The sequence below is a fragment of the Rossellomorea sp. FS2 genome, from assembly GCF_047915635.1.
Classification (GTDB): Bacteria; Bacillota; Bacilli; order Bacillales; family Bacillaceae_B; genus Rossellomorea; species Rossellomorea marisflavi_A.
The window spans coordinates 809,060-835,064 of the sequence record NZ_JBLRVS010000004.1 but is presented as its reverse complement, the minus strand read 5'-3'; the positions used below and the strand labels follow the sequence as shown (position 1 = coordinate 835,064).

The 26,005-nt window shown below is 48.5% G+C and carries 23 protein-coding genes and 1 pseudogene; 21 read left to right on the top strand and 3 right to left on the bottom strand.

Features of this window, described 5'->3' with window-relative positions; all coding sequences use genetic code 11:
- Window positions 1-595 precede the first annotated feature (595 nt).
- The 11 genes from ACNA6I_RS15355 (at window position 596) to ACNA6I_RS15305 (ending at window position 13,698) form a co-directional block, all read left to right on the top strand.
- Window positions 596-1,546, top strand: coding sequence for an ABC transporter permease (locus ACNA6I_RS15355; protein ID WP_416313778.1), 951 nt, complete (start codon window positions 596-598; stop codon window positions 1,544-1,546).
- Window positions 1,539-2,489, top strand: coding sequence for an iron chelate uptake ABC transporter family permease subunit (locus ACNA6I_RS15350; RefSeq protein WP_048006819.1), 951 nt, complete (start codon window positions 1,539-1,541; stop codon window positions 2,487-2,489). Before ACNA6I_RS15355 ends, ACNA6I_RS15350 begins: the two co-directional genes overlap by 8 nt.
- Entirely contained in the window at window positions 2,486-3,247 is a 762-nt protein-coding gene (locus ACNA6I_RS15345; protein ID WP_048006820.1) for an ABC transporter ATP-binding protein, read from the top strand. Before ACNA6I_RS15350 ends, ACNA6I_RS15345 begins: the two co-directional genes overlap by 4 nt.
- 29 nt (window positions 3,248-3,276) lie before the next feature.
- Window positions 3,277-4,212, top strand: coding sequence for a siderophore ABC transporter substrate-binding protein (locus tag ACNA6I_RS15340; protein ID WP_048012243.1), 936 nt, complete (start codon window positions 3,277-3,279; stop codon window positions 4,210-4,212).
- Between the two features lie 418 nt (window positions 4,213-4,630).
- Entirely contained in the window at window positions 4,631-5,725 is a 1,095-nt protein-coding gene (locus ACNA6I_RS15335; protein WP_053071998.1) for a carbohydrate kinase, read from the top strand.
- A gap of 18 nt (window positions 5,726-5,743) precedes the next feature.
- Complete coding sequence (locus ACNA6I_RS15330; RefSeq protein WP_048006822.1) at window positions 5,744-6,679, top strand: pseudouridine-5'-phosphate glycosidase; 936 nt, start codon at window positions 5,744-5,746, stop codon at window positions 6,677-6,679.
- A 151-nt stretch (window positions 6,680-6,830) separates the two neighbouring features.
- On the top strand, window positions 6,831-9,242 hold the full coding sequence (locus ACNA6I_RS15325) for a PAS domain S-box protein (RefSeq protein WP_053072000.1): 2,412 nt from the start codon (window positions 6,831-6,833) through the stop codon (window positions 9,240-9,242).
- A 160-nt stretch (window positions 9,243-9,402) separates the two neighbouring features.
- Window positions 9,403-10,713 (top strand): FAD-dependent oxidoreductase, encoded by a 1,311-nt coding sequence (locus tag ACNA6I_RS15320; RefSeq protein ID WP_416313736.1) that lies wholly within the window; start codon window positions 9,403-9,405, stop codon window positions 10,711-10,713.
- Entirely contained in the window at window positions 10,710-11,699 is a 990-nt protein-coding gene (locus ACNA6I_RS15315; RefSeq protein WP_048012245.1) for a class I SAM-dependent methyltransferase, read from the top strand. The genes ACNA6I_RS15320 and ACNA6I_RS15315 overlap by 4 nt, the downstream gene beginning before the upstream one ends.
- A gap of 105 nt (window positions 11,700-11,804) precedes the next feature.
- A complete protein-coding gene (locus ACNA6I_RS15310; RefSeq protein ID WP_414130504.1) occupies window positions 11,805-13,106 on the top strand; it encodes a lysine N(6)-hydroxylase/L-ornithine N(5)-oxygenase family protein in 1,302 nt (433 codons plus the stop codon).
- 79 nt (window positions 13,107-13,185) lie between these two features.
- On the top strand, window positions 13,186-13,698 hold the full coding sequence (locus tag ACNA6I_RS15305; RefSeq protein WP_048006825.1) for a type 1 glutamine amidotransferase domain-containing protein: 513 nt from the start codon (window positions 13,186-13,188) through the stop codon (window positions 13,696-13,698).
- A 60-nt stretch (window positions 13,699-13,758) separates the two neighbouring features.
- Here ACNA6I_RS15305 and ACNA6I_RS15300 read toward each other — a convergent pair whose 3' ends face one another.
- A complete protein-coding gene (locus tag ACNA6I_RS15300; RefSeq protein ID WP_048006826.1) occupies window positions 13,759-13,980 on the bottom strand; it encodes a DUF1128 domain-containing protein in 222 nt (73 codons plus the stop codon).
- A gap of 191 nt (window positions 13,981-14,171) precedes the next feature.
- Between ACNA6I_RS15300 and ACNA6I_RS15295 the strand changes: the two genes are divergently transcribed.
- From ACNA6I_RS15295 to ACNA6I_RS15275, 5 genes and pseudogenes are all read left to right on the top strand, one after another.
- A complete protein-coding gene (locus ACNA6I_RS15295) occupies window positions 14,172-14,576 on the top strand; it encodes a hypothetical protein (protein WP_048006827.1) in 405 nt (134 codons plus the stop codon).
- A 21-nt stretch (window positions 14,577-14,597) separates the two neighbouring features.
- Window positions 14,598-15,431, top strand: a complete 834-nt coding sequence (locus ACNA6I_RS15290; protein ID WP_048006828.1) for a YihY/virulence factor BrkB family protein — start codon at window positions 14,598-14,600, stop codon at window positions 15,429-15,431.
- A 142-nt stretch (window positions 15,432-15,573) separates the two neighbouring features.
- On the top strand, window positions 15,574-17,019 hold the full coding sequence (locus ACNA6I_RS15285; protein WP_416313735.1) for a carbon starvation protein A: 1,446 nt from the start codon (window positions 15,574-15,576) through the stop codon (window positions 17,017-17,019).
- 601 nt (window positions 17,020-17,620) lie between these two features.
- A pseudogene (locus ACNA6I_RS15280) lies at window positions 17,621-17,785 on the top strand (KGG domain-containing protein); the annotation flags it as partial.
- A gap of 388 nt (window positions 17,786-18,173) precedes the next feature.
- Window positions 18,174-18,365: a hypothetical protein gene (locus tag ACNA6I_RS15275; protein ID WP_048006830.1), complete on the top strand. Its 192-nt coding sequence runs from the start codon at window positions 18,174-18,176 to the stop codon at window positions 18,363-18,365.
- A 90-nt stretch (window positions 18,366-18,455) separates the two neighbouring features.
- Here ACNA6I_RS15275 and ACNA6I_RS15270 read toward each other — a convergent pair whose 3' ends face one another.
- The gene (locus ACNA6I_RS15270) at window positions 18,456-19,088 is read right to left on the bottom strand and encodes a YesL family protein (RefSeq protein ID WP_416313734.1); all 633 of its coding nucleotides are present in this window, start codon (window positions 19,086-19,088) and stop codon (window positions 18,456-18,458) included.
- A gap of 302 nt (window positions 19,089-19,390) precedes the next feature.
- Between ACNA6I_RS15270 and ACNA6I_RS15265 the strand changes: the two genes are divergently transcribed.
- The 4 genes from ACNA6I_RS15265 (at window position 19,391) to ACNA6I_RS15250 (ending at window position 23,411) form a co-directional block, all read left to right on the top strand.
- Complete coding sequence (locus ACNA6I_RS15265) at window positions 19,391-20,644, top strand: sugar ABC transporter substrate-binding protein (RefSeq protein WP_048006832.1); 1,254 nt, start codon at window positions 19,391-19,393, stop codon at window positions 20,642-20,644.
- A gap of 86 nt (window positions 20,645-20,730) precedes the next feature.
- Window positions 20,731-21,684: a carbohydrate ABC transporter permease gene (locus ACNA6I_RS15260; RefSeq protein WP_416313733.1), complete on the top strand. Its 954-nt coding sequence runs from the start codon at window positions 20,731-20,733 to the stop codon at window positions 21,682-21,684.
- A gap of 31 nt (window positions 21,685-21,715) precedes the next feature.
- The gene (locus ACNA6I_RS15255; protein WP_048006834.1) at window positions 21,716-22,519 is read left to right on the top strand and encodes a carbohydrate ABC transporter permease; all 804 of its coding nucleotides are present in this window, start codon (window positions 21,716-21,718) and stop codon (window positions 22,517-22,519) included.
- A 10-nt stretch (window positions 22,520-22,529) separates the two neighbouring features.
- Window positions 22,530-23,411 carry a Gfo/Idh/MocA family protein gene (locus ACNA6I_RS15250; protein WP_416313732.1) on the top strand — a complete coding sequence of 294 codons (882 nt, stop codon included), beginning with the start codon at window positions 22,530-22,532 and terminating at the stop codon, window positions 23,409-23,411.
- Here ACNA6I_RS15250 and ACNA6I_RS15245 read toward each other — a convergent pair.
- Entirely contained in the window at window positions 23,408-24,781 is a 1,374-nt protein-coding gene (locus ACNA6I_RS15245) for a hypothetical protein (protein ID WP_347321296.1), read from the bottom strand. The genes ACNA6I_RS15250 and ACNA6I_RS15245 overlap by 4 nt on opposite strands.
- Window positions 24,782-24,987: 206 nt before the next feature.
- Between ACNA6I_RS15245 and ACNA6I_RS15240 the strand changes: the two genes are divergently transcribed.
- A complete protein-coding gene (locus tag ACNA6I_RS15240) occupies window positions 24,988-26,004 on the top strand; it encodes an NAD-dependent epimerase/dehydratase family protein (protein ID WP_048014773.1) in 1,017 nt (338 codons plus the stop codon).
- The last annotated feature ends 1 nt before the right edge of the window (window position 26,005 follow it).

Sequence of the window (26,005 nt, the reverse complement as noted above, 5' to 3'; positions counted from 1 at the left end):
CGCTGCACTTCACTCTGTGATAGGGGAGGGGGCTATGGGTTCGTGGTCCAGTGGAGATGGATCCACCAACTTGTTTGTGTGGAGTCAATGACCAATGATCATAGGCAACGTGGGTCGTTCCGTTCCGCTGCGGAATGGAAGAGGGTTATGGGGTTGATGTTTCAGCAGGTATATTCCTACCATTCTTTTAAGTTCTTATAGCACAGGTAAGTCCCATTAACTAAGAGCTGCATATGTACCCTGACCCACCCATCCCCTTAAGAATCGAAGAGTGTATTGAAGCGGAAGGCGCTTGACTCCAGCAGAAAAGAGCGGCGAGACCCCGCAGGTACGAGGAGGCTCGACGTCCTGCACACAGGAAAGCAAGCGCCTGCAGCGAAAAGAAACAATCCCCATTCTATCAATCCCCACTAAATAGCCAATCTCTATTAAAAATATCAATAAGAAAATAGTACCACTAATAATGATAATCATTTTCAATTAGTCGTTGACAGTCTATCAACCCCTCTTGTAATATGGTTGTTATACAAATGATAATGATTTTCAATTGCAATTAAGTGAAAGGAAAGATTGAGGGTATGACATGATCGTGCTACTGAAAAAAAGATATTTACTGATTTTACTGATCCTCCTCTCAGCCCTTTCTTTATTTGTCGGAGTGAGCAGCATCTCGCCGGCAGATTTACTCAGCGGAAGGACCGATGAGGTGGAAGTGTTCCTGGTCAGCAGGCTGCCGAGGCTTGTGGCGATCCTACTGGCGGGAGCGGGGATGAGCATTGCCGGTCTCATCATGCAGAGCCTGAGCCGGAATAAGTTTGTATCTCCGACCACGGCGGGGACAATGGATGCGACAAGGCTCGGGATCCTTGTATCGATAATCATTTTCGTCGAGGCATCCACGATGGAGAAGCTTCTTGTGGCGTTTGCCTTTGCCATGGCGGGCACATTCCTGTTCATGCAGATCCTTGACCGGATCAAGTTCAAGGATGCTGTCTTCATTCCCTTGGTGGGGCTGATGCTTGGGAATGTCCTGTCGTCGGTCACGACTTTTTTCGCCTACAAGGCGAACCTCATCCAGAATATGTCTTCATGGCTGCAAGGAGATTTCTCCCTCATTATGAAGGGAAGATACGAGCTTCTATACATAAGTGTACCGGTCATATTACTTGCCTACCTCTTCGCCAATCGCTTTACGGTTGCGGGAATGGGAGAGGAGTTTTCGAAGAATCTGGGGATGTCCTACAGGAGCATCGTGAACATCGGGTTGATCCTTACATCACTCGTTACGGTGGTCGTGATTCTGACGGTGGGGATGATTCCATTCCTCGGGCTCATCGTCCCGAATATCGTCTCCCTGTTCAAGGGGGATCACCTCCAGAAAACGCTGCCTCATACGGCCATCCTGGGAGCGATTTTTCTTCTCGTCTGCGATATCCTCGGAAGGGTCATTATTTTCCCGTATGAAATCTCCATCAGTCTGATGGTAGGGGTCATTGGAAGTGGGATCTTCCTCTACATGCTTTTAAGGAGGAAGGGATATGAGTAATCGGACAAAACTGACGCTATTGACGGTCGCTGCCCTTGTGGCAATAGGGGCTTACCTATTTTACGGGCTGAATGGCAGCTATGAGTATGCCCTGCCGCGAAGGGGGATGAAGACGCTAGCCATGATCCTGACGGGTGTAGCCATTGCCTATTCCACCGTGGTATTCCAGACAATCACCCATAACAAGATTCTCACCCCAAGCATCATGGGACTTGATTCCCTCTACATGCTGCTACAGACGATCATGATCTTCTTCTTGGGATCGAGTCACTACCTGATGGTCAGTAAGAACGCGAATTTCTTTCTATCCATCGCAGCCATGATCGTGTTTGCTCTGCTGCTCTATCAGCTCATGTTCAAAGGGAGCAAGCAGCCGATCTACTTCCTGCTTCTCATCGGTATCATACTCGGGACGTTTTTCCAGAGTATATCCTCATTTCTTCAGGTCCTGATCGATCCGAATGAATTCCTGAGTGTGCAAGATAAGATGTTTGCAAGCTTCAACAATATCAGTTCCGACCTCGTTTGGGTGGCGGGAGGCGTCATTATCCTTGTGTTGATCTATGGGTGGAGGCAAATGGCTGAACTTGACGTTGTGTCGCTGGGCAGGGAAACGTCGATCAATCTGGGGATCCCGTACGACAAAGTCGTGAGACGTATGCTCGTCCTATCATCGATCCTGATTGCCGTCTCGACGGCACTGGTGGGTCCCATCACCTTTTTCGGACTTATCGTGGCCAATCTCAGCTACCAGATGTTCAAGACGTACCGCCACGGCATCCTTATCGCAGGTGCCGCAATCATCAGCGTCATTGCCCTGGTGGGCGGTCAGTGGCTCGTGGAACGGATCTTTACGTTTTCTACGACCCTCAGTGTCATCGTGAACTTTATCGGAGGGCTCTACTTTATCTATCTATTATTGAAGGAGGCGAAGTCATCATGATCGAGATCAGGGGATTGTCGAAGAAGTATGGGAAGAAAAAAGTGGTGGCCGACGTGTCGGTCACGATTCAAAAGGGTCAGATCACTTCGTTCATCGGTCCGAACGGTGCCGGGAAATCCACCCTGCTTTCCATGGTGAGCAGACTCCTGGATTCCGATAGCGGGGAAGTCATCATCGATCAGCATGATAGTAAAAAGATCAAATCGAATGATATGGCGAAACGGGTGGCCATCCTGAAACAGTCCAATTTCCTGAATGTGCGCTTAACGATCAAAGAGCTCGTCTCATTTGGCCGCTTCCCCTATTCAAAGGGGAGGCTGACGGAAGAAGATGAAAAGGTGGTTCAGCAATCCATTGAGTATATGAATCTGAAAGAGCTTCAGGATCAATATCTCGAGGAATTGTCGGGAGGTCAGAAACAGCGGGCGTTCATCGCCATGGTCATCGCCCAGGACACGGATTATATCCTGCTCGATGAGCCGCTTAATAACCTTGATATGAAGCATTCTGTGCAGATCATGAAGATCCTCCGAAAGCTGGTGGATGAACTGGGGAAGACGGTTCTCATCGTCCTCCACGATATTAATTTCGCTTCGGTCTATTCCGACCGGATCGTGGCCATGAAGGAAGGGGCAGTCGTCAAGGAGGGACCGACACAGTCGATCATCCAGACGCACTCCCTGAAGGAAATCTATGATATGGACATACCCGTCCAACAGATGGACAACTGCAGGATCTGCGTGTACTTCAATTCATAAAAAAACATATAAAAGGAGAGAAATCAATCATGAAAAAATGGACATTCCTTGCTTTAACACTGGCAATCTTACTTTTACTGGGGGCATGCGGAAAGAAAGAAGAATCCTCCTCTTCGGCTGCATCGGACGACAAGACAATCACCATTAAACACGAACTGGGAGAAGCGAAAGTAAAAGAAAATCCGGATAAAGTCGTCGTGTTCGACTTCGGTGTCCTTGATACGCTTGATGAACTTGGCATTAAAGTGGATGGTGTCCCGCAAGCGGCTGTCCCTCCGTACCTTGAGGACTATAAAAACTCCGATTACACCAATGTCGGCAGTCTGAAGGAACCCGATTTCGAAGCCATTCATTCCTTGAAGCCCGATGTGATCTTCATTTCGGCGCGTCAGGCGGACCTTTACGATGAATTCGCCGAGATTGCCCCGACAGTGTATATCCCTGTGGACAGCACGGATTATGTAAATTCATTCAAAAGCAATATGAACACCATTGCGAAGATCTTCAACAAACAGGATGAAATGAAGAAGGAGCTTGCAGAGGTCGATAAAGAAGTGAAAAGCATCCAAGAAGAAACGGAGTCCCTCGATTCCAACGCCCTTGTGATCATGGGAAGTTCAGAGGACATCAGCGCATTCGGACCGGAGTCCCGTTTCGGGATCATCCATGACGTCTTCGGATTCAAACCAGCTGATGATGGAATCGAGAAATCTACACACGGTCAAAAGGTGACCTATGAATATGTGAAGGAGCAGAACCCTGGTATTCTGTTCGTCATCGACCGGGACGCGGCATTCGACCCGAAAGCAAGCATCAAGGAATCGTTTGAAAATGATCTTGTCAAAAAGACGGAAGCCTTTGAAAACGACCATATCATTTACCTGAACGGAGCAGAATGGTACCTGTCAGGAGGAGGTCTTCAATCCATGAAACATATGATTGAGGATGCGAAAAAAGCACTTTAATAGAGAATGATAACCCATTTTCAAAGAGGCTGGGACATAAGTGTTTTGGTCATAGTAAAAAGCGAATTCATTTGCCTAGGATCAGGCAAATGAATTCGCTTTTTTATTTGTTCCATGACCATGACGATTTTGGAGTGCAAGACGCAGACTCCTGCGGGAAGGGTAGCTGATTGGAGACCCCCTCAGGCATGCCGAGGAGGCTCACGGGTTACCCGTGGAAAGCGAAGTCTTGCACGGAAATCATGGGCGGTATAAAGAACATAAACCCCTTTTCTTGTTGTGGAAATAAACGCATGAGTCGTGTCTTTATTCCCTTAATTCTATATTTTAAAAAATATATTTAAATTCAGACTTGTTTATTTTTGGACAAAAGTTTAAAATATTAACAAATGTTACATTTTTTATAGGGGTGGAGTGAGTGAACGAAAAAGAGAAGCTTTTGCTTACCTACATAGAAGAGAATCCTTTCATGACCCAGCAGGAAATATCCGAGCGGAGCAATATGTCCCGATCGGCCGTGGCAGGTCATATATCGAGTCTCATGAAGCAAGGAAAGATTCTTGGACGTGCCTACGTCCTTCCAAGAAGAAAAGGTATCACCTGTATCGGAGGTGCCAATGTAGACCGGAAATTTCAGTTCATCGACCGGATGATTCCTGAAACGTCCAACCCCGCAACAACAGAACAAACGACAGGCGGCGTGGCCAGGAATATCGCTGAGAATCTGGGCAGGCTTGGAAGTGAAGTCAACCTTGTGACTGTAGTCGGGGAGGACACGGAAGGAAGCTGGATCCTCGATCAAACGAAGACGCATGTCGACATATCCGCTTCCCAGAGGCTGAGTGAAGCAACGGGTACCTATTCGGCCATCCTGGATGTAGACGGGGAGATGATGTTTGCCCTCGCAGACATGAATATCTATGAGAAGATCGATATTCCGTTCATTGAAAAGCGGTGGGCCGTCATCGGGTCATCGGAGATGGTGATGCTGGATACGAACTTCCCGCCTGATGTGATTGAATACATCATCAGACGATGTGCATCAGAAGGGGTACCGTTGACGATCATCCCGGTATCTGCTCCCAAAGTGAAGCATCTTCCCGAATCATTGGAAGGGGTTACCTGGTTCATCTGCAATAAAGGAGAGGCCGAGATGTATCTCGGCATGGAAATCGAAACGGAGGGCGATTTCTTTAAAGCCGCCAAAGCCATCACGCAGCGCGGAGCCGAACGGGTGGTCATCACGAGAGGTGAGATGGGTCTGATCTACTACACGGCCTATCAGGAAGCAAGTGCGATCCTGCCGCCTAAGGTGGATGTTGCTGATGTGACGGGGGCAGGGGACGCACTAGTTGCAGGCATCATTTATGGCTATCTGAAAGGCTCTGATACAGACGGTTCCTGTCGGATCGGCGTTTCCTGCTCCACCATTACGATCCGTTCTCATTTTACCGTCTCCCCGACCTTGAATCAGGGGAATCTGCAAGAAGAATTCAGCAGTTATTTCAATTAAATCGGAGGAATGAAAATCATGGATTTGACATCATATTTGGAGTTTTCTAGAGAAGTACAAGAGGCGCGTCAATCAGGACAAGCAATCGTGGCACTCGAGTCCACGATCATTTCCCACGGAATGCCGTATCCACAAAACGTGCAGATGGCAAGGGAAGTAGAAGATATCATCCGGGAGAAGGGTGCCGTACCGGCCACCATTGCCATCCTGAATGGGAAAATCAAGATTGGTCTGTCCGATGAGGAATTGGAGTATCTTGGTCAGGCAAAGGATGTCATCAAAGCGAGCCGCAGGGATCTTCCTTATATCCTGGCATCGAAGAAAGATGGAGCGACTACGGTTGCCGCGACCATGATCTGTGCCGAGCTTGCCGGGATTGCCGTCTTCGTGACAGGAGGAATCGGCGGGGTCCATCGAGGTGCCGAAACGACGATGGATATTTCCGCAGACCTTGAAGAGCTGTCCATGACGAATGTGGCAGTCGTATGTGCAGGTGCCAAATCGATCCTCGATATCGGATTAACGATGGAATACCTTGAGACAAAAGGTGTACCGGTACTGGGCTTTGGCACTGCCAAGCTACCTGCATTCTACACTCGATCCAGTGAGTTCGATGTAAACTACAAGGTCGATACCCCTGAAGAAACAGCGGGCGTATTAAAGGCCAAGTGGGAAATCGGCTTGAACGGAGGGGTGGTCATTGCCAATCCGATCCCTGAAGAGCATGCCATGGATGAAGCGGAGATCACGGCTATGATCGAAAATGCGTTGAAAGAAGCCGAAGAACAGCACATCAAGGGTAAAGACAGTACGCCATTCCTTCTTGGGAAGGTAAAAGAGCTTACTGAAGGCAAGAGCCTTACAGCCAATATCGCCCTTGTGAAGCACAATGCCGAGGTGGGTGCGGAGATCGCTGTACACTATGCAGCCCAAACCCAGCAGCAAACCGTTTGATCCATCAGCCTGAGCCGCAGCAGCTCAGGCTTTTCTGTGTGATGACCCCATGGTATTTCATTTAGACGGAAAAATCAGTCGAATGCTCCTTAACTCCTGTTGCAAGGTGGAGTAGAATAGGGGTATAAACTGATGATTAAAGGAAGGTATTATGGCTGACATGCAACGGAACCATCTATTTTCTGCAGATGCCATCCCGGCTCCTGCAGCCCTTGTCGATCCCCTCGGTCAGTCCATCCTCTCGCTGAATGAAGAGATGGAGGGATGGTTGAAGGGGCACGGCCTGTCTCCTGAAACTTTATTGAAACCTGAACAGATCGCAGCGTACGACTGTCAATTGAGGCGCAAACACTTGGAGGATGGTACAGAATGCCTTCTCTTGATAGATCATGGAAGGAACCCTTCACCGTGCCAACATTCTAAATCGGCCATCTATCAGTCTCTCATTCAGAACACACCTACTAGTGTCCTGATCTTGGATGTGAACGGCCTGGTATTGGAGATGAATGCATCCTTCCAAAGCTTATTCGGGCTATCCGACGGGATCATCCATCAGTCTTTCTACGACCTGGTCGAGCTGCATGAACCATCTTTCATCCACCTGGTCAGAGAAGGGCTTAAAGGACATGACGCCACCGGTGAGGAAGTAACATTCCATGCAGGCGGCAAGGAGCTGACCTGCACCATTACCGTTTCACCCATCGATTACAAGTGTGGCGGGTGCATTGATAGTGTCGGGATTATCTTTCATGATATCTCCGAAAAGAAAAACGCCCAGGCAGAGCTTCTCCTTCTGCAGGCGGAAATGGAAAATATCCTCCGCCTCCAAAAAGCCATCACCTACAAAGTGGTGAGACATGGTCATGACTTTGTCATCGAACTCGCTTCGGGCAAAATGCTGTCCAGGCTGGATCTGACCCCTCAAAGGATGAACGGCAAGAGGATCGAGGAAGTATTCGACAGGGTCCATCTGAATAAGATCCGCCCCAAACTTGAAGAGGTCTGGGCAAAAGGGGAAGAATACACGTACGAAGATGCCTACAAGGGACTTGAATATCTCGCCTCCATCGTTCCGGTCAAAAAGGATGGCGAGGTGGTCGAAGCGATTTGCTCCATCTCGGATATCTCCCTGATGAAGGATATTCAAAGACAGCTTGCTGAAAGCGAGGAAAAATACAAATCCATAGTGAAATACAGCCCGGATCATATTCTGATGGTGGATACGTACGGCTTTATCCAGTCCGTCAATCCGGCTGTGTATGAACACTGGGGATATGGGTTTTCGGACCTTGTCAATCGGCACTATACGTCTCTCTTCACTGAGGAGTCCCAAGAGGACGCAGTGAAGAATTTCCAGATTGCCCTGAACGGAACATCATCCCGTTACCTGGCCATCGTGAGAGACGGTAAAGGAAAAGAGAGGCGGGTCACCATTACCAATATCCCGATCCGGGTGAGGGGCCAAGTGATCGGCATCTATGGGTTTGGTCAGGATGTGACGGAAAAATTAAATATGGAAGATGAACTAATGGAAGCAAAGGAACTCCTCGAAGCATACTTCGAACATTCCGGGGATGGGATTGTCCTCCTTGACCCGACAGGAAGGGTCCTGAAGGTGAATCAACGATTCGAAGATATGTTTGGGTGGTCGAATGAAGAGATCGTTGGAGATGTGGTCACCTTCCTGCACCGATCCGACCAGTACCACCAGTTCCAGAAAAACCTGAAAGTCGTGAAATCGGGGAAACGCATCAAGGACCAGGAAGCTCTCCGATACCGAAAGGACCGGACATCCATCGAGATTTCATTCAATATGAATCCGATATTGAATAATGAAGGGTCCCTGATCGGGATTTCTGCCATCATCCGTGACTTATCCGAGAAAAAGCATCACGAAAATCTATTGAAGAAATCTGAACAGCTAGCCATGATCGGTCAGCTCGCAGCAGGTGTCGCCCATGAAATCAGGAATCCATTGACCACCCTAAAAGGATTTCTTCAGCTTATGGATGAAAGGGAAGAAGACGACTTTTATCTCTCCGTCATCAAGGGAGAACTCGACAGGATCGAGATCATCACGAATGAATTCCTTGCTCTCGCACGCCCGAGGGCGGTACAGTTTTCACTCACGTCATTGACGAGACTCCTGACAAGCTCCGTGGATTTCATCAAGATGGAGTGCCTCAAACAGGGAGTCGATGTCCGCTTCGCCGTGGAAGAGGCTCAAGTGTATTGCGATTCCAATCAGATGAAGCAGGTCATCCTCAACGTGATGAAGAATGCACTCGAAGCGATGCAGGACGGGGGGCTCCTGAACGTCCAACTAGAAAATGACGGCCACCATGCCAAGATCTCGATACAGGATAATGGCAGCGGCATCCCTCCTGAGAGGATGAAGCACCTGGGCGAACCCTTCTATAGCACGAAGGAAAAAGGGACGGGCCTGGGCCTGATGATCTGTCAGAAAATCATCAAGGAACATAATGGCTCGCTCTCCATCCAGAGTAATGTAGAAGAGGGAACGTCGGTTGATATCCTTCTTCCCCTTGCCTCAATCACATAATTTTAGAAGAAACTCGCCATTCGGCGGGTTTTTTTGTTGATTCGACAGCAACTTGGTCAAGAAGAAGACAGGAAATGATATTTTCCGGGAAATAAACAACACATTATGACGTTTCACGGAAATGGAAAGAGGTTACTTAATAGGAAAGAGGTGAGAAGAAATGAAGACGGATGTTCTGATTAGCGGCGGTGGGATCGGCGGATTGACCCTGGCACTTAAGTTGGCAAGATGCGGCATCGATGTAACGGTCATCGAAAGGCTCCCCGGGCCGAGCCCTGTCTATAAGGGGGAGCTTCTCCAACCAAAGAGCCTGGAGATTTTTGATTCATTGGGCGTGATCGAACCGGTGCTTTCCCATGGTCACCGCATAGCGGAACTGGAGCTGATGGAACTGAAGGGGAAACGGGCAGAGCATTCTTCCATGAGCTATTCGATCCTTCCAGGGAAATATCCTTACTCCCTTATGATCCATCATGAGAAGTTGAAAGACATCCTGCGGGCTAAAGGGGAGGATTACTCCAGCTTTCACTATATGGGGAACACCGCATGCAAAAAGATCTCCGGCAAGACGGTCACAGTGGAAGACAGGAGTGAAAAAGAACCCTTTGATATCGAATGCGAATTCATCATTGGAGCAGAAGGCAGGAGTTCTGTTACCCGTGATTACATGGGTATTGAAGTGAGCGAGAAGAAGTACAATCATCACTTTCTCACCGTCACCTTCCCCAGACCGCTCGATATGACAAAAGGACGTATTGTGTCGACGTATCAATCTTTTCTCGGACTTTTCCCGCTTCCAAACGAGGAAGTCCGCTCTGTCTATCTCATCCCTGCGGGAGAATACAAGTCATTACGTAAGAAGCCCATCTCGGAATTTCATAAGCTTTACATAGATCTTTGTCCCGATCTGGAGGGATACGTGGATCAGATTACCGAGTGGAAGCTCATCCAGCTTATGGTCCCGATGAAATATCATGCTGATACCTATGTCAAAGACCATCTCGCATTGATCGGTGATGCTGCTCATACGGTTCACCCCATGGCAGGGGAAGGCATGAACATGGCAATCCAGGACGGAAGCGTACTTGGGGAACTGCTTTGTGATATGTATGCATCGGGCAGGCTGGATCCCGCCAACCTCGAGTGGTATCCGAAGGTTCGGAAGCGGAGGGTTTCCCATCAGCTCCATCTCAGTCACCTTTCAGCACTCGCCTATTCCTATCCCTACAGACCTGTGGGTTGGCTTCGGAATAAAAGCCTCCAGCGAATGGAGAAGGACCGGGTCTCGCAGTTCAAACAGATGCTGAATATCTCAGGCCTCGGTATGTGGAGGGAAACCGTGTATGACCGGATGGTGCAAGGAGGGCTCCTCCCACTCCGCAAGTCCTTTTTATCAAATGAAGAGAAGCTCGGTGCATCATTCACGGAAGAGCAAGATTATCCTTGGAAGGAAAAGGAGGAACTGATATGATCGGTGAAATCGTGAAGGTGTGGAGAGCAAGGTCATGGATGAAGAAGAACGTTCCGTTTCTATATAGCTGGCACGCATATGTCGGGTATGAGCTCGATCTGTTCGACAGCTTCTCCCGACCTGCAACGATACAGGAAATCGCCATCCAGAAAAATCTTGAGATGGACCTGTTGGAGCAGTGGGTGGAAGTGGGCATATCCCTGAAGCATTTAAAAAGGAAGGACGACTCAAAAGTGTCGACAAGGGGAAAGTGGAAGCTCCCAGCTTCGAAGAGTGATCCCCATTCATCGGGGATCCTCCTCAAGGAAATGATGGAGCTCCACATCCCGGCTCTTCTTTCGTACCCCGAACTGCTAAGGAATCAGCGAAAACAGCATTTCAACTCTGACCTCCATGGATCAACCGTGGCCAAGACGTCAATATTGCTGGAGCGATTCGCTTTTCCGAAGGTCCAGAAAGCAATCAAGAAGCACAGGGTCTCGTCGATTCTGGATCTGGGGTGCGGAGAAGGTGGCTATATCCGACGAATAGGGGATCGGCATCCTGATAAAACGATGGTCGGCATAGAAATTCATGAAGGCGTTGCCAAAACGGCTGCCGAAGCGCTTGAATCCTATCCGAATATCGATGTGGTGTGTGCGGATCTCCACTCGTATGAACCGGAAAGCGGCTTCGACATGATCATGGCCAATAACCTGTTCCACTATATTGATCCTTCCGAACGAAAGGATTTCTTCCATAAAGCATCGGAGTGGCTGGAAGAAGGCGGCGTTTTCTTTGTCCTGAGTCCCATGCAGAAGTCGAAGCACGGTCAGCAGTTCTCCAGTGCCTTCAACAGTTTCTTCATGAGCTTTCAGAATCTGTATCCCATCCCCTCCCATGGTGAGATGGAAACCCTCGCGGAGAAAACAGGCTTTATATGCGAGACGGTCGAACCCATTGTGAAAGAAGGCGGATGGTACGCCATGACGTTCAAAAAAAGCTGATCCCCTGGATCGGTTTTTTTTTTTGAGGGGATTTATTGAAAACAGGGTAGTGGTGGCATGTTTATGGGTAAAAATAAGGAAAAGAGAGAAAAGGAGGAATAGCTTGTGGTGAAACAACGATTGGACTGTGTCGGAATCGGCATCGGTCCTTATAATCTCGGATTGGCTGCTTTAATGGAAGAAAGGACGGATCTCGAGGTGAGATTTTTCGATCAAACTCCTGAATTCATGTGGCATCCAGGCATGCTCATCGATTTGACGGATCTACAGGTACCGTTCATCGCGGACCTCGTGACCTTCGCAAATCCTCAAAGTAAATTCAGCTATCTGAACTATTTACATACTCATAACCGTTTGTATAAATTTTTCTTCTTCCAGACATTCGAGATGCCAAGGCAGGAATACAACGATTACGCCCGCTGGGTGGCAGGACAGCTGCCGACCTGCCAATTCAACAGCGAAGTGACGGGTGTAGAGGAAATAGAGGACGGCTATCGCGTGAATGTGAGGAACCGGACCACGGGGGCGGCGGAAATCTACGAAGCCGATCATGTGGTCCTCGGTACGGGAAGTAAGCCCCTTATCCTTAAGGGGATGGAGGATTTGCCTGAGGAAGATGTCCACCATACGAGCAAGTATTTATTCCATAAGGAATCGACCATGAAAGGGAAATCCATCACGGTCATCGGCTCGGGTCAAAGTGCAGCGGAAGTTTTCTATGATCTATTGAAAGAAAAGCGGCACCATGAATACGAGCTTCATTGGTTCACTCGTTCCGAAGGGATCCTCCAGCTTGAAGCGTCAAAGCTCGGGCAGGAGCTCCTGGCACCGGACTATGTGGATTACTTCCACGGTTTATCATTCGAAGACCGGGAAAAGGCACTCGGCACCTTGGATCGCCTAAGAAACGGCATCGATCAGGAAACCCTGGACGCGATCTACAAGGTTCTTTACCACCATTCATCGAGCGGTGATCCGTTGAATATCACGATCCAGCCCCTTACTGAGGTAAAGGAAATCCGAGAAATCGACGGGAAGTATGAACTCAGCTGCGAACAATGGCAGGAAGAAGACTCATTTACGCATGCAGCGGACAAGGTGGTCCTCGCTACTGGATATAAGCCAAATATTCCCGAATGGTTTTTTGAAGAATTCGAGGACAAAATAGTGTGGGAAGATGAGAAGAAATTCAAAGTCTCCCGTGATTATCAGCTTCAATTCAAGGAGAAACCAGAACGTGATCACTACTTCTTTACGGTGACGAATCTGGAGCATTCACATGGATCCAGTGCCACGAACCTGGGACTTTCCGTCGAGAGGAATATGCGGATCATCAATGCAATCTGCAGGAAAGATGTGTATAAAGTCCAGAGCAATACGATTTTCTCCCAATTCTCGCGAAAGTAATAAGGACGTTTAAGGGAGCCTGCACCGGGTAAACATATACCATTACCAACATTATTCTAAAATAGGAGTGTTTGATTGTATGGCTAAAATCGCAACATTAATCACCGATATGTTCGAAGATGTGGAATTTACAGATCCGGAAAAAGCATTCAAGGAAGCAGGCCATGAAGTCGTGACCATTGAATCGGAAAAAGGGAAAACGGTCAAAGGGAAGCAGGGAGACGCCAGCGTAACCATTGACCAGGGAATTGACGATGTCAATCCGGCCGATTTCGATGCGCTTCTTCTTCCTGGAGGATTCTCACCAGATCAGCTTCGTGCAGACGATCGTTTTGTGACATTCACCAAGCATTTCATGGATGAGAAAAAACCTGTCTTTGCCATTTGTCACGGACCTCAATTGTTGATCACGGCGAAGGCACTGGAAGGCAGAAAAGCTACTGGATTCAAGTCCATCAAGGTGGATATGGAATACGCAGGAGCTAATTTCGAGGACAAGGAAGTCGTTGTTTGCGGCAACCAGCTTGTGACGAGCCGTACACCAGATGATATCCCTGCCTTCAACCGTGAGGCACTTGCGCTTTTGAAATAATGTCCTGAATGAAAAGGGGGCGTCCCCAGGGCTTGTGCCCGGGGATGCCCCCTTTCTTCATTATTTGCGCAAACTTCTCAGTTCATCGATGATGGCATTCATTTCGCTTGGACTGAAGCGGTCTTTTTTAATGACCATTTCATAGAGATCCTGAAGATCTTCATACATTTGTTCATTGAAGTCTTCAGACTTGATGGCACCTGCATTCACGACGTTCAGTTTCTCTTTGATGGCGGTCACCATATAATCGATGTTCTCAGCAGAATTCTGTGTGAGATCCATTTTATCAGCACCCTTTCCTCGTAAATCACTAAGCTTATCTTTCCATGATTCACGGCACCTGTCAACACGGGGGAGACAGAATCATATTCAGAGGATTTTTTCACGGGAATGTTTTACACTATTAAGGAATGGGAAAATAAAGGATAAGTTCCTTGAACGTTCTCAATTAATTAGGAAAGAGGGTCATACATATGGGTAAAAGTAAATTCTTCCAGGGTGTACTTTTAGGGGCAGTGGCCGGGGGATTATTATCCCTATTGGACAAAACAACTCGCAGGGAAGTGGGGGCTTCACTCAAGAATGGAAGCAGCTACATCTCCACTTATGCAAAAGATCCGAAGCAATTGGTCGAAGCTTCCAAGGAAGTGTACGAAAAACTGTCCGTCACGGCGGATCAGGTTACCCGGGATTTCCGCTTCATCAGTGAAAAGGTGGATGAATTGAAGGGGATGACCCCTCAGGTGAAAGACCTGATTGAAGAAACAAAAGAAACGTTCGAAGACTCTACTGAGGCCTATAAGGAAGCGTTCAAGGAAGCACCCAACGAACTGGAGGATGGGGATCAACCCATCGATTCTTCATTCAAAGGGTATTAATGAATGGAATGAGGTGAGCACATGGCTCGAAAGAAAGAGGTAAAAGAGTACTCCAAGGGCCTGTTTCAACAGATCAGCGCCAATGATGTGACAGGCTTGGCAGCTCAGATTGCCTATTACTTTCTCCTGTCGCTTTTCCCGCTGCTCATATTTGTCGTGACGCTCCTGCCTTATTTACCTGTACAGCAGGAGGATCTGCTTGGGGTGGTAAGAGACTATGCGCCAGGGGAAACGCTCAACATGATTGAAGGAACCCTTTCGGACGTCATGTCGAACCGCAATTCGGGATTGCTGTCCATCAGTATCATTGCGACAATCTGGTCGGCATCCAACGGGATGAATGCCATTGTGAAGAGCTTGAACCGTGCGTATGATATCGAGGAAACGAGATCATTCATCGTCCAGCGCCTGACATCCGTTGCGCTTACGCTAGGTATGATCCTGGTTTTCGTCGTCGCGCTGCTACTTCCTGTGTTCGGGAAGCAGATCGGCCTGTTCCTTTTCTCACAATTTGGTTTTTCGGACCAGTTCCTTACCTTATGGAGCGGGATCCGCTGGGCCATCAGTCCCCTCATCCTCTTCGTCATTTTCATGGTCCTGTACTACTTTGCCCCAAATATGAAGATCAAGTGCCTGAGTGCCTTGCCAGGTGCAATCTTTGCAACGGTGGGATGGGTGCTGGCCTCACTTGCCTTCTCCTTCTACGTGGGGAACTTCGGAAACTATTCCGCCACGTATGGAAGTATAGGGGGGATCATCGTCCTGATGATCTGGTTCTATCTGACCGGGATCATCATCATGATCGGTGGAGAAATCAATGCCATGAGAACCAAGAAGGACAAAGCTGCCTGCTGAACGTCAAAAAGCCCCGTCACCAAGAGGGGCTTTTTTCTACGTGTGAACTAGGTACTATATCCTGAAAATAAAGAAGCAAGGGATAGGGAAAGAAATCTCTGATAGAATGAAACCGTATTCATTTTAGAGGGGAGTTGAGCAGATGATCACATTCATTGTATCGATCATCATTTTGGTCATCGGTTATTTCACGTACGGAAAATTGATTGAAAAGATCTTCGGTGTAAAGGAACAGCGTCCAACACCGGCCTATGCCAAAAAAGATGATGTCGATTACGTGCCGATGAGTACAGGGAAGAACTCCATGATCCAGCTTCTGAACATAGCGGGAGTAGGGCCGATCTTCGGACCGATCATGGGGGCGCTCTATGGTCCAGTCGCTTTTCTGTGGATTGTTCTCGGTTCGATCTTTGCCGGAGCAGTACATGATTATCTCACGGGGATGATCTCGATTCGAAATGGAGGGGCCCATCTCCCTCAGCTAGCAGGACGTTTCCTTGGAAAAACCATGAAGCATGTGGTGAATGCCTTCTCCGTCCTGCTCTTATTGCTAGTTGGGACCGTGTTCGTGACGGCCCCGGCTGCCCTGATTGCCGATTTGACACCGGCATGGATTTCCCTTGGCGTGATCATCGCGGCGATCTTCGTGTATTATATCGCAGCCACCCTATTACCTGTTGATAAGATCATCGGCAAGGTCTACCCGCTATTCGGTGCCCTGCTATTAATCAGTGCAGTCGGGATCGGTGGTGGTCTCATCGTGACAGGGGCTGATATTCCTGAGATCACATTAGCCAATCTACATCCCGACCAGATTCCGATCTTTCCGCTCCTGTTTCTGACCATCTCATGCGGAGCGCTGTCTGGGTTCCATGCCACCCAGTCCCCGATCATTTCCAGGACGACAAAAAATGAACGGAATGGACGAAAGATTTTTTACGGCATGATGATCCTCGAAGCGATCATCGCCATGATCTGGGCCGCGGCTGCCATGAGCATCTTCCCGGCGGGTGAGTTGAACAGCATCCTGGCTGAATCAGGTCCAGCCGGAGTTGTCAGCGAGGTCTCCATGCTCATGCTCGGGTCCATTGGCGGAACCCTTGCCATCCTCGGTGTCATCGTATTGCCGATCACATCTGGCGATACATCTTTCAGAAGTGCCAGGATGATCATCGCAGACTATATCAACGTCAAACAGATTAAGATCACGAACCGACTCTGGATCGCTCTGCCGCTATTCGTCGTTTCCATCGCACTGACCCAGATCGATTTTAATATCTTATGGAGATATTTCTCTTGGGCCAACCAATCGACAGCCATGATTGCCCTTTGGGTCGGAGCTATGTACCTCGGTTTGCAGAGAAAGCCGCACTGGGTCGCGACGCTGCCTGCGATCTTCATGACCATGGTGACCTTCACCTATATCCTGAATGCCCCGATCGGATTCGGTCTTTCCATGAACCTTTCTTATCTGGGAGCCGGGCTCATCACGACAGCAGCCATTGTCGCTTTCGCCTACACGTTAAGAAAGCGGCTGGCCGGCGGAACGGAAATTGAAGTGGATGAAAAGGTTCCTGCTGCATCGTAACATCAAAAAAATGAAAGGCATCTGCTGAGTCACGGACTCAGTGGGTGCCTCTTTTTTATCAACGTTCCATAAGAAAGAGGTCTTTTGTTAAGAGACGACAAGACATTTTAGCAGATAAAAAATTTTTCAGTCAGAAAACACCGCCACTGTAAGGTTTTTGGAAAATGTAGAAAAATCGGTGCGTTTTCGAATGTTTATCTTTCCAAAATGATGGTAAATAAGCAAATATATCATACTAATAAGGGAGGAAATTGAAATTATGTAATTATTTTCATTGATGGTGCAAGTCGTTGAATCTTCGGTAAAAGAAAGCAATTAGATGGATTTTACCTTTAGAACAACCTGGAAAACATGAACCTGAAAAAATCGGGAAAAGTCGGAAAATCACATGACACAACATTATTTCTTACAACAAAACCAAGGATTGAAACCGAATACAAAACCTGATCCATAAAAAAACATCACAACTAAAAGGAGAGATTTTCTCATGGCAAACAACAATAACAGCAATAATAACAACACTAATAGTGGCAACAACAGCGGCAACAATAACAGCAACAACCAGAATGTAAATAGCAACAACCAAAACAACAATCATAAGATGAGCTACGAAGAAGCTGGGCGCAAAGGTGGGGAAGCTACTTCAAACAATCACGGCAAGGAATTCTACCAGGAGATCGGAGAAAAAGGCGGACAGGCCACATCCGATAATCATGATAAAGAATTCTACCAGGAGATTGGTGCAAAGGGCGGCAATAGCTCAAACGGTTCAAATCAATCGAATAACTGATCAACAAAAAGGGACCTCTTGAAACAAGAAGGGTCCCTTTTTTGGACGGAAAAATTACCAACGGTTGAGTGAGGAGGGATGGACATACTAAGTATGTTTCACCATTCTTTTCATCAGGGAGTGAGGAACTTGAGTAAGAAGTCCAAAAAAGACGGTGGCACCAAGCAGAATCAAAATCAAAAGCCGAAAAACAAAACATCCGGCTCGGCCAATGGTCAAAACGGATACCATTAGAGCGGAACATAAAAGGGGCCTTTTAAGGGCCCCGTTTCTCATGAAGGCTCCTTATGAAGAAATACCAGGTGCCAATTATGAACCCCGTGTATTATAATGGAGTCATCCCGAATCAAAAGGAGATTCCATTATGACAAATCAGGATTCGTCTAAAGAGCCGAAGAAGATCAGCCTTCAAGAGGCCATGAAGCAGCAGCTTGCCAAGAAGAAAGAAGCCCAAGCAGGTGGAAAGCAAGCCAAGAACGGTCTTGCTTCGAACCAGCGTATGCAGAGTCAACAAACGAAAAAGCCAAGCAATACCCGACGGAAAATGGGTAGCTAATCATCAAATCGACAGTGTCCTCGGGACCTGTCTTTTTTTATGCGCTTATGCCGTTCATGCTTGAATTAGAATGAGAATCCGGGTCGATAATCAGTCGATTCCCTTCGCTAGTGAACCTGCCTTTTTTCCTTCGATTTTGCTGAAGGCCCTAAGTCCAGTCCACATGCCCAAATAAGCAAGGACGCTCACCGAACAGAGGGGGATCAAACCAGGAAGGAGGGACACGACACCGTACACGGCTATCCAGCCGGCAATCATCATGACCACTTCTACCGGGGACGTCAGAGCGATCAGGAGTGCCTGCTTGATCACGGAGAAAAAACGCAACCGGAAGTGGACGTACACCGGGAAGAAGAAAAGGACCGCCAAGATGAAGCTTAATGAAATGAAAAGCAAAACGGGTACAAGGAAGGTCAGTTTTCCGCTGTTCATTTGGATGAAGAGGATATCATAATAAAGGATATATCCGATAAGCGCAAAGACAATCATGAAGCCATTAGCCCTCACAAATTCACTTCGAAAGCTTTCCCAAAATACCTTGAACATGGGGAATTCCTCATCTCCCATCAATCGTTTCCTGGCAACGGTGTGTACAGCAGCGGTAGCCGGGAAGAACCCGAAAATCCCCAGACCGGCCACTGTGAAAACCGCCCACAACAGATTTAGATAAGCAAGATGAATCACCTTCCATACGAGGTTATTAAAACGTTCCCATCCACCCATTCAATCCCCTCCCTTTCTTCACTGTCTTATTACTCCACCATTCCTAATGTGGTTATAAAGACAGTGTAACCCCTTTCTAAAGCGCTTTAAATGGTGTTTTATTTAAAGACCTTTAAGAGACTTGTCTCTAAATGGAAAACAAATTAGACTTGATTTAAAGGTTTTGAATTTTTAAATAATTACGGTCGGGAAGGAGAGAATTCTGGGGGTCGATGAAATTTTGCCGCAAAATGATAGCGCTTCAAAAATGATGTTGAACTGTACTGCCTGCATCGCATTAAATTTCGAAAAGGGGAAATCGGATGAAGAAAAAATGGTCATTTTTCTTAGTGCTTTTGATGACATTCAGTCTTCTGGCAGCCTGTAGCTCCAGCGGAGAGAAGTCGGGTGGGAAATCCGACGGGAAAATCTCCGGTGAGATCACGGTGTGGGTCCACCCGTATACGGGTGATGCCGATGCGGAGAAAAAAATGTGGGATCAGATCGTGGAAACGTATAAAGAAAAATTCGATGTCGATGTAAAAATCGAAACGATTCCATGGGCCAATCGTGATCAGAAGATCCTGACGGCACTCGCTGCCAACAATGGACCGGATGTGTTTTATGCCATTCCGGATCAGATGCCGCAATATGCGAATGAAGGAATGCTCATGGAGCTTGATCCGTACTTGAAGGATAACGATATGGATGACTTTGTCGACACGTCCCTTGTTGCGACTAAATGGCAGGGCAAGACTTACGGTCTGCCGATCCTGCAGGAAGCTTACACGTATTTCTACAATGTCGATGTGATCAAAGATATCGGGGAAGACCCAGAAAAGCTACCGACAACATGGGATGAGTTCTCCAAATGGGCGGAAAAAGCCAAGGACAAAGGCTATTATGCCCTGAGTTATCCAGGCGGAGGTTCCATGAATGGCACGCTCTACCCGTTCATCTGGCAGGCAGGTGGAGAAGTGATCACCCAAGATGATGAAGTGAAAATCAATAACGATGCGGGAGTCAAGGCATTCGAGTACATCAATACGATGTACGAAAAGGGATGGATCCCGAAAGATTCCGTCACCGCAATGGAGCATGATGCCTTGTGGAACGGTGGAAAACTGCTGGCCGTCCAAGGCTCTGGTATATCCCTGACCAATCTGAAGAAGAGTGATATGGACTTTGTCATCGCACCACCCTTGAAGGATGAGAAACAGATGACGTATGGAACAACAGGCATGTTCGTTGTCCCATCCAACAGTGACAATAAGGAAGCGGCTGCCGAATTTGTCAAAGTGGTCACGAATGCTGAAAATCAGCGCACGTTCAACACTGTTACCCAGTATATCCCGGCGCGTGAATCAGCGAAGGATATCTTCGATGATCAGGAACACCTGAAGCAACTTTCGGAGTATACGCAATATGCACTACCAGGGACGATTCATCCGATCGGACGCAACATCATGCCTGCCATCCAGGCTGAGGTGCAAACGATGATGTCAGGCAAGAAGACACCAAAAGAAGCGGCTGATGCGGCAGCAGAGGCAATCAAGACCGAGCTTTCCAAGCAATAAGGACAATTGGCAGGGAGTATGGATCTTTCACAAGATTGATACTCTCTGTTCTTGATTCCAATACCAATCTACATAGAAAAAGGGTGATGACACTGATTGAACCAAAGACCAATTCGGAAAGCTTCATTGCTGTCCCGCAGAAGAGATCTTTCGGGGCAAGGGTGAAGCGTGAGTGGAATAAAAACGCCATTGTGTATGTGTTCCTCATTCCCATCCTCATCCACTTCTTTATCTTTCAGATCTTCCCGTTTGCCTTCAGCTTTGTCCTTACTTTCCTTGACTGGAAAATCATCGGGGACCCTGAGTTCGTAGGATTGAAAAACTGGCAGCGGTTCCTTGAGGATAAGCTTGCCTGGAAGTCGATCTGGAACACGGTATTATTCTCCATCTATTATATCATCCCGACCATGGCCCTCGGACTGATCCTTGCCTTGATCATCAACTCCGGAGTGCGGATGAAGGCACTGTTCAAGGGGATCTTTTTCCTGCCAGTCGTCACATCATTCGTCATCATTGCAGGAATCTGGGGATGGCTGTTCAGGGGTACCGAATCGGGAATGATCAATTATCTCCTCAGTTTCATCGGAGTGGATACCCAACTGTTTCTGGCCGATTCAAGTCAGGCCCTCCTTGTCCTTGCCGGCCTCAGTGTATTCAAGGTCGCTGGCAGTACAATGATTTATTATTTTGCCGGACTTCAGTCGGTTGATAAGCAGTTATACGAGTCGGCCAGGATCGACGGGGCGTCACCTATGAGGATCTTCTGGTCCATCACGTTCCCCTTATTGAAACCGATCCATTTTTACGTCGCCATCGTCACGACAATCGGGTCGTTCCAGATTTTCGATTCCACCTTCCTCCTGACGGGCGGTGGTCCGAATTATGCGACCACGACCATCGTATTCTATCTCTACCAGCAGGGATTCGGCGGCCTGAATTTGAGTTATGCAGCCGTTCTATCTTACGTACTATTCTTCATCATCTTGTTCATTTCTCTCATTCAGCGCAGGTATATGGGCAAGGAGACTAAGTACTATTGATGACTATGATAACGAATTGGGGGAGTGACTGATGGGGAAATTCATTAAGTATCTGGCTTTGATCCTTCTTGCTGGCTGTTTCCTGCTGCCGTTCATCATCATGACGCTCGGGTCATTCAAGGAGATGCAGTTTGCCTTGTTGGACCCGCTATTCTGGATCCCGGATGATCCGACGATCAGCAATTACAAGTATTTGATGGGGAGCGGGATGTTCCTCAGATGGATTTTCAACTCCGTGGTGATCACGATCATCCCGGTATTCACGCAGATGTTCTTCTGCGCCATCCTGGGTTATATCTTTGCGAAAAAGCAATTCCCTGGGCGTGAGGTGATCTTCTGGGTCTTCATGGCCGTCATCATGATCCCGCAGCAGCTTCTGATCATTCCGAAGTACATCATGTTCGCCGACTTTGGATGGATCAACACGTACTGGGCACTGATCATCCCTGAATTATGGGGGATAATGGGCGTATTCCTTGTGAGGCAGTTCCTGCAAAGCATCCCGAATGATCTCGAAGAAGCGGCGCGGATCGACGGAGCGAACGATCTGAAGGTGTTCTTCAAAGTGATCCTTCCATTATCCGTGCCCGTCATCGCAACGGTCGGGACCTTTTCCTTCATATCCAACTGGAATGACCTCTTCCAGCCATTGATCTACATGACGCAGGAGGAGATGTTTCCTGTGACGGTCGGGCTCGCCTCGATTCTCGGAAAGGAGGGGAACTTCGGTATAGAGATGGCAGGTTCGACCCTTTCATTCATCCCGACGTTCCTCATCTTCCTGTTCTTCCAGCGATACTTCACTGAAGGCATCCAGATGTCGGGATTGAAGTAGGGGTGAAGGGATGAGAGACCTACAGTTTGGGATGCTCGGAGTGGACACCTCCCACGGCCCTGCTTTTGCGTCGCTTTTGAATGGTTCTAACGGAAGGGGGGAAATCCAAGGTGCAAAAATGGTGACGGCTTTTCCTGAACCTTCAGCCCTTTCGATCAGCATGGATCGGGTGGGCCAATTCACGGAGGAGGTCCGCTCTTACGGGGTGAAAGTCACAAAGACCATCGAAGAGATGGTGGAAGGGGTGGATGCGGTCCTGATTTTGTCCGCAGACGGAGCCTGCCACCTGGATCAGTTGAAGCGGCTCGTACCATGGGGAAAACCGGTTTTTATCGATAAACCCTTTGCCCTCACCGGTGTCGACGCAGAGGAGATGAAAGAGCTTGCCCGCAGCCTCCCTGTGATGAGTTCTTCGGCCCTTCGATTTGCAGAAGGACTGACCGTGGCTCTTGGAAAAGGAGCGGTATGCGGGGCGTCGGTCTTCGGGCCGGTGGATTTTTTAAAGGAGCGACCCGGGTTTTCGTGGTATGGCATTCACATGGTTGAGATGCTCTTTAGGGCATTAGGTACGGGGGTGAGGTCTGTACGGGCAGAGTGCGATGGGAAGGACTACATGCTGAAGGGAATATGGAAGGATGGGAGGATCGGAAAGGTGAGGGGGATCGGAGAAGGTGATGCTTCATTCGGTGGGACGATCCATTACAAGGATCACTCGGAGCGGTTTGCGATCCGAAGCCATCACACCCCCTTTTACACGAGTCTGTTGGAGGCGATCATACGCTTCGTCCATGAGGGGAGGGCAGAACCGCCGCTGGATGAGACGGTGGCTATCATCCGATTCCTTGAGGCACTGGATGTGAGCCTCAAGGAAGATCGGGTGGTGATGCTCTAACTGGTCGGCATTTCTTTTCCCGACTCATCAAGGATGAAGCTCAGTCGATAGATCCGCCGCGGCCGCCCTTTATGGGTCAATTTTTCTTCTCCGACAATGTCCACGAGCTCCACATCCATCCATTTCAAGAGGATGCGGTGTGCACTGCGAACCGTGATATTCAGCGTGGAGGCTAGCTCCTGGGCCGTATAATCAATGATTCCGTATCGTGCGACGCGTGCCATGAGCTTCGTCATATAGGCGGCGGACATCCCTGCTTTTTCAGCCTTTTCCAGCAGTTCCGCATCGGTGATGGCGAGGTCATAGCGCTCGTAGTGCATATTCGACGTAATGTCGACGGGGCCGAGGACGCTCCGGTTTTCCCGGACGATATAGCATACATCCCCGCCGGAATCCTTTGCTTGACGGAGTGCAAGGCGGGCGTGGCTTCCGGCTTCGGCAGCCGTTGTCCCGAACCCGACCCCGATGCTCAGGGTGATGCCCATGGCCTGATTTGTATCCTGCAGGAGGGGGATGAATTTATAGCCCCGCGTTTCCCGTTCGAAGATCCCCCTGGTCGTGATGAAGGAATATTCTTCGCCGCCAAGGGCGATCAGATGGCCATCAAGCTGCTTGATGTAGTCCAGGAGCATCTGCTGAATGTTGAGCTTGAGGATCTGTATATCGTGTTCGGACTGATACTTCTCGGCGACCCTTTTGAAATCATCGATGTTGATGAGTCCGAAGACGATCTGGGCCTCCTTATTCCGCCTTGTTTCGGTGGCAAGGAGTGCCCTCTCGAGGGATACGATCATGTCCTGATGGGTGGGAGTGACCCACTGGCATGGAACATGGATTGCTTGAAGGCGCCTGGACACCTCTTCGATGCCGGTAAGCCCGACGGATCCATCGCGGTGGAAGTTATCGGCATGGAACGTCACGATGTCGTCAATCAGGGGAGTGTTTTTCTCAAAGGAAGGAAAAACATGGAGCTCATAGTCTTTGACGGACAGTTCGCCGAGGATCTTCTTCACATATTTCTGCTCGACGGTATCGACTGACAGATGGGTGAGACCAAATTGATTCTTGATGAGGAATAGAGAACGATAGAGGCCTGTACCCATCAGGGGGACGTGGTGGACGGGGATCGGAAAATCGATGAACGGCTTGGCAAGTTTGTACAGGTGGTAGTCGGTGAACATGAGGACATCGACTTCGTACATAAGCCCACGGGCAACCTCGCTGATCATGCTTCCGGGACCCATGATGCCGAAATGCGGTTTGAAGTTCGGAAAGGACTTCAGCGTGTCCTTCGTTTGGTCAACAAGGGCTTCGGGGCAGATGATCCCGATATTGATTTCAGAATTATTGGTTCCTCTCTTGGAATCCATAGGATGGCCTCCTTTTCATTTGTTAACAGACATGTCTTTATATTCACATGATAATTTCAATTAACAGAATTGTCAAAATAAATATTTATGAGGATTATGAAGGAGGGAAGTTAAAGACTATTTAAAGACTTGTCTTTTAATAAAGTAGTTTTTAAGATGAAGGGGAGTTATTATCAGAAAATTATAACAAAGGAGTGGGCGGATAAATGAAGACAATAGAGGAGTTAGAGGCGTTTTTAACCATACCATCGGATGGACTGGTAAAGGATATAGCAGGCCTGGAGGGTGACATCATGATAGCAGGAGTAGGCGGGAAGATGGGGCCGACACTTGCCAAGCTTGTGAAAAAGGCGGTGGATCGTTCCGGGGTGGAGAAGGTTGTCTACGGTGTATCCCGCTTCTCCGCAGGAAGCCTGCGGCAGGAACTTGAAGATGCCGGCATCAAAACGATCGTGGCTGATCTTTTGAATGAGGCTGACCTGGAGTCCCTCCCCGATGTGAAGAACATCATCTTCATGGCAGGCAATAAATTCGGGACCGTCGGCAATGAACACTTTACATGGGCCATGAACACCTATCTGCCAGGCCGATTCGCCGAAAGGTTCCCTGATTCCCGGATCGTTGCCTTTTCGACGGGCAATGTCTACCCCTTCATCGATGTCATCTCCTCCCATTGCTCAGAGCATCATCCGGTGAATCCTGTTGGGGAGTATGCCCAGTCTTGCCTGGGGAGGGAACGTGTGCTCACATATTTTGCCCATAAGAATCAAACGGAGATGCTCTTTTTTCGCTTGAATTATGCCATCGACCTTCGTTACGGTGTGCTGCTTGAGGTGGCGAGACAGGTGCAGGAAGGACGTCCGATCGACCTGACGATGGGAAATGTGAATGTCATCTGGCAGGGCGACGCGAATGAATATGCCATCCGCTCCCTCCTTCATGTCGATTCGCCTCCGAAGATCCTGAACGTCACCGGACCGGAGACCATTTCCGTCAGGTGGCTCGCCGGTGAGTTCGGCCGCCGCTTCGGGAAGGAGCCGGTATTCATCGGGGAGGAGCAAAAGACGGCCCTCCTCAATGATGCTTCCCAGGCGCATAAGCTGTTCGGCTACCCGAAGGTCACGATTCAGCAGATGATCGATATGACGGCGGACTGGGTGCTGGGAGGCGGTCATACGTACGATAAGCCGACCCACTTCCAGGAACGTCAGGGGGCATTTTGAA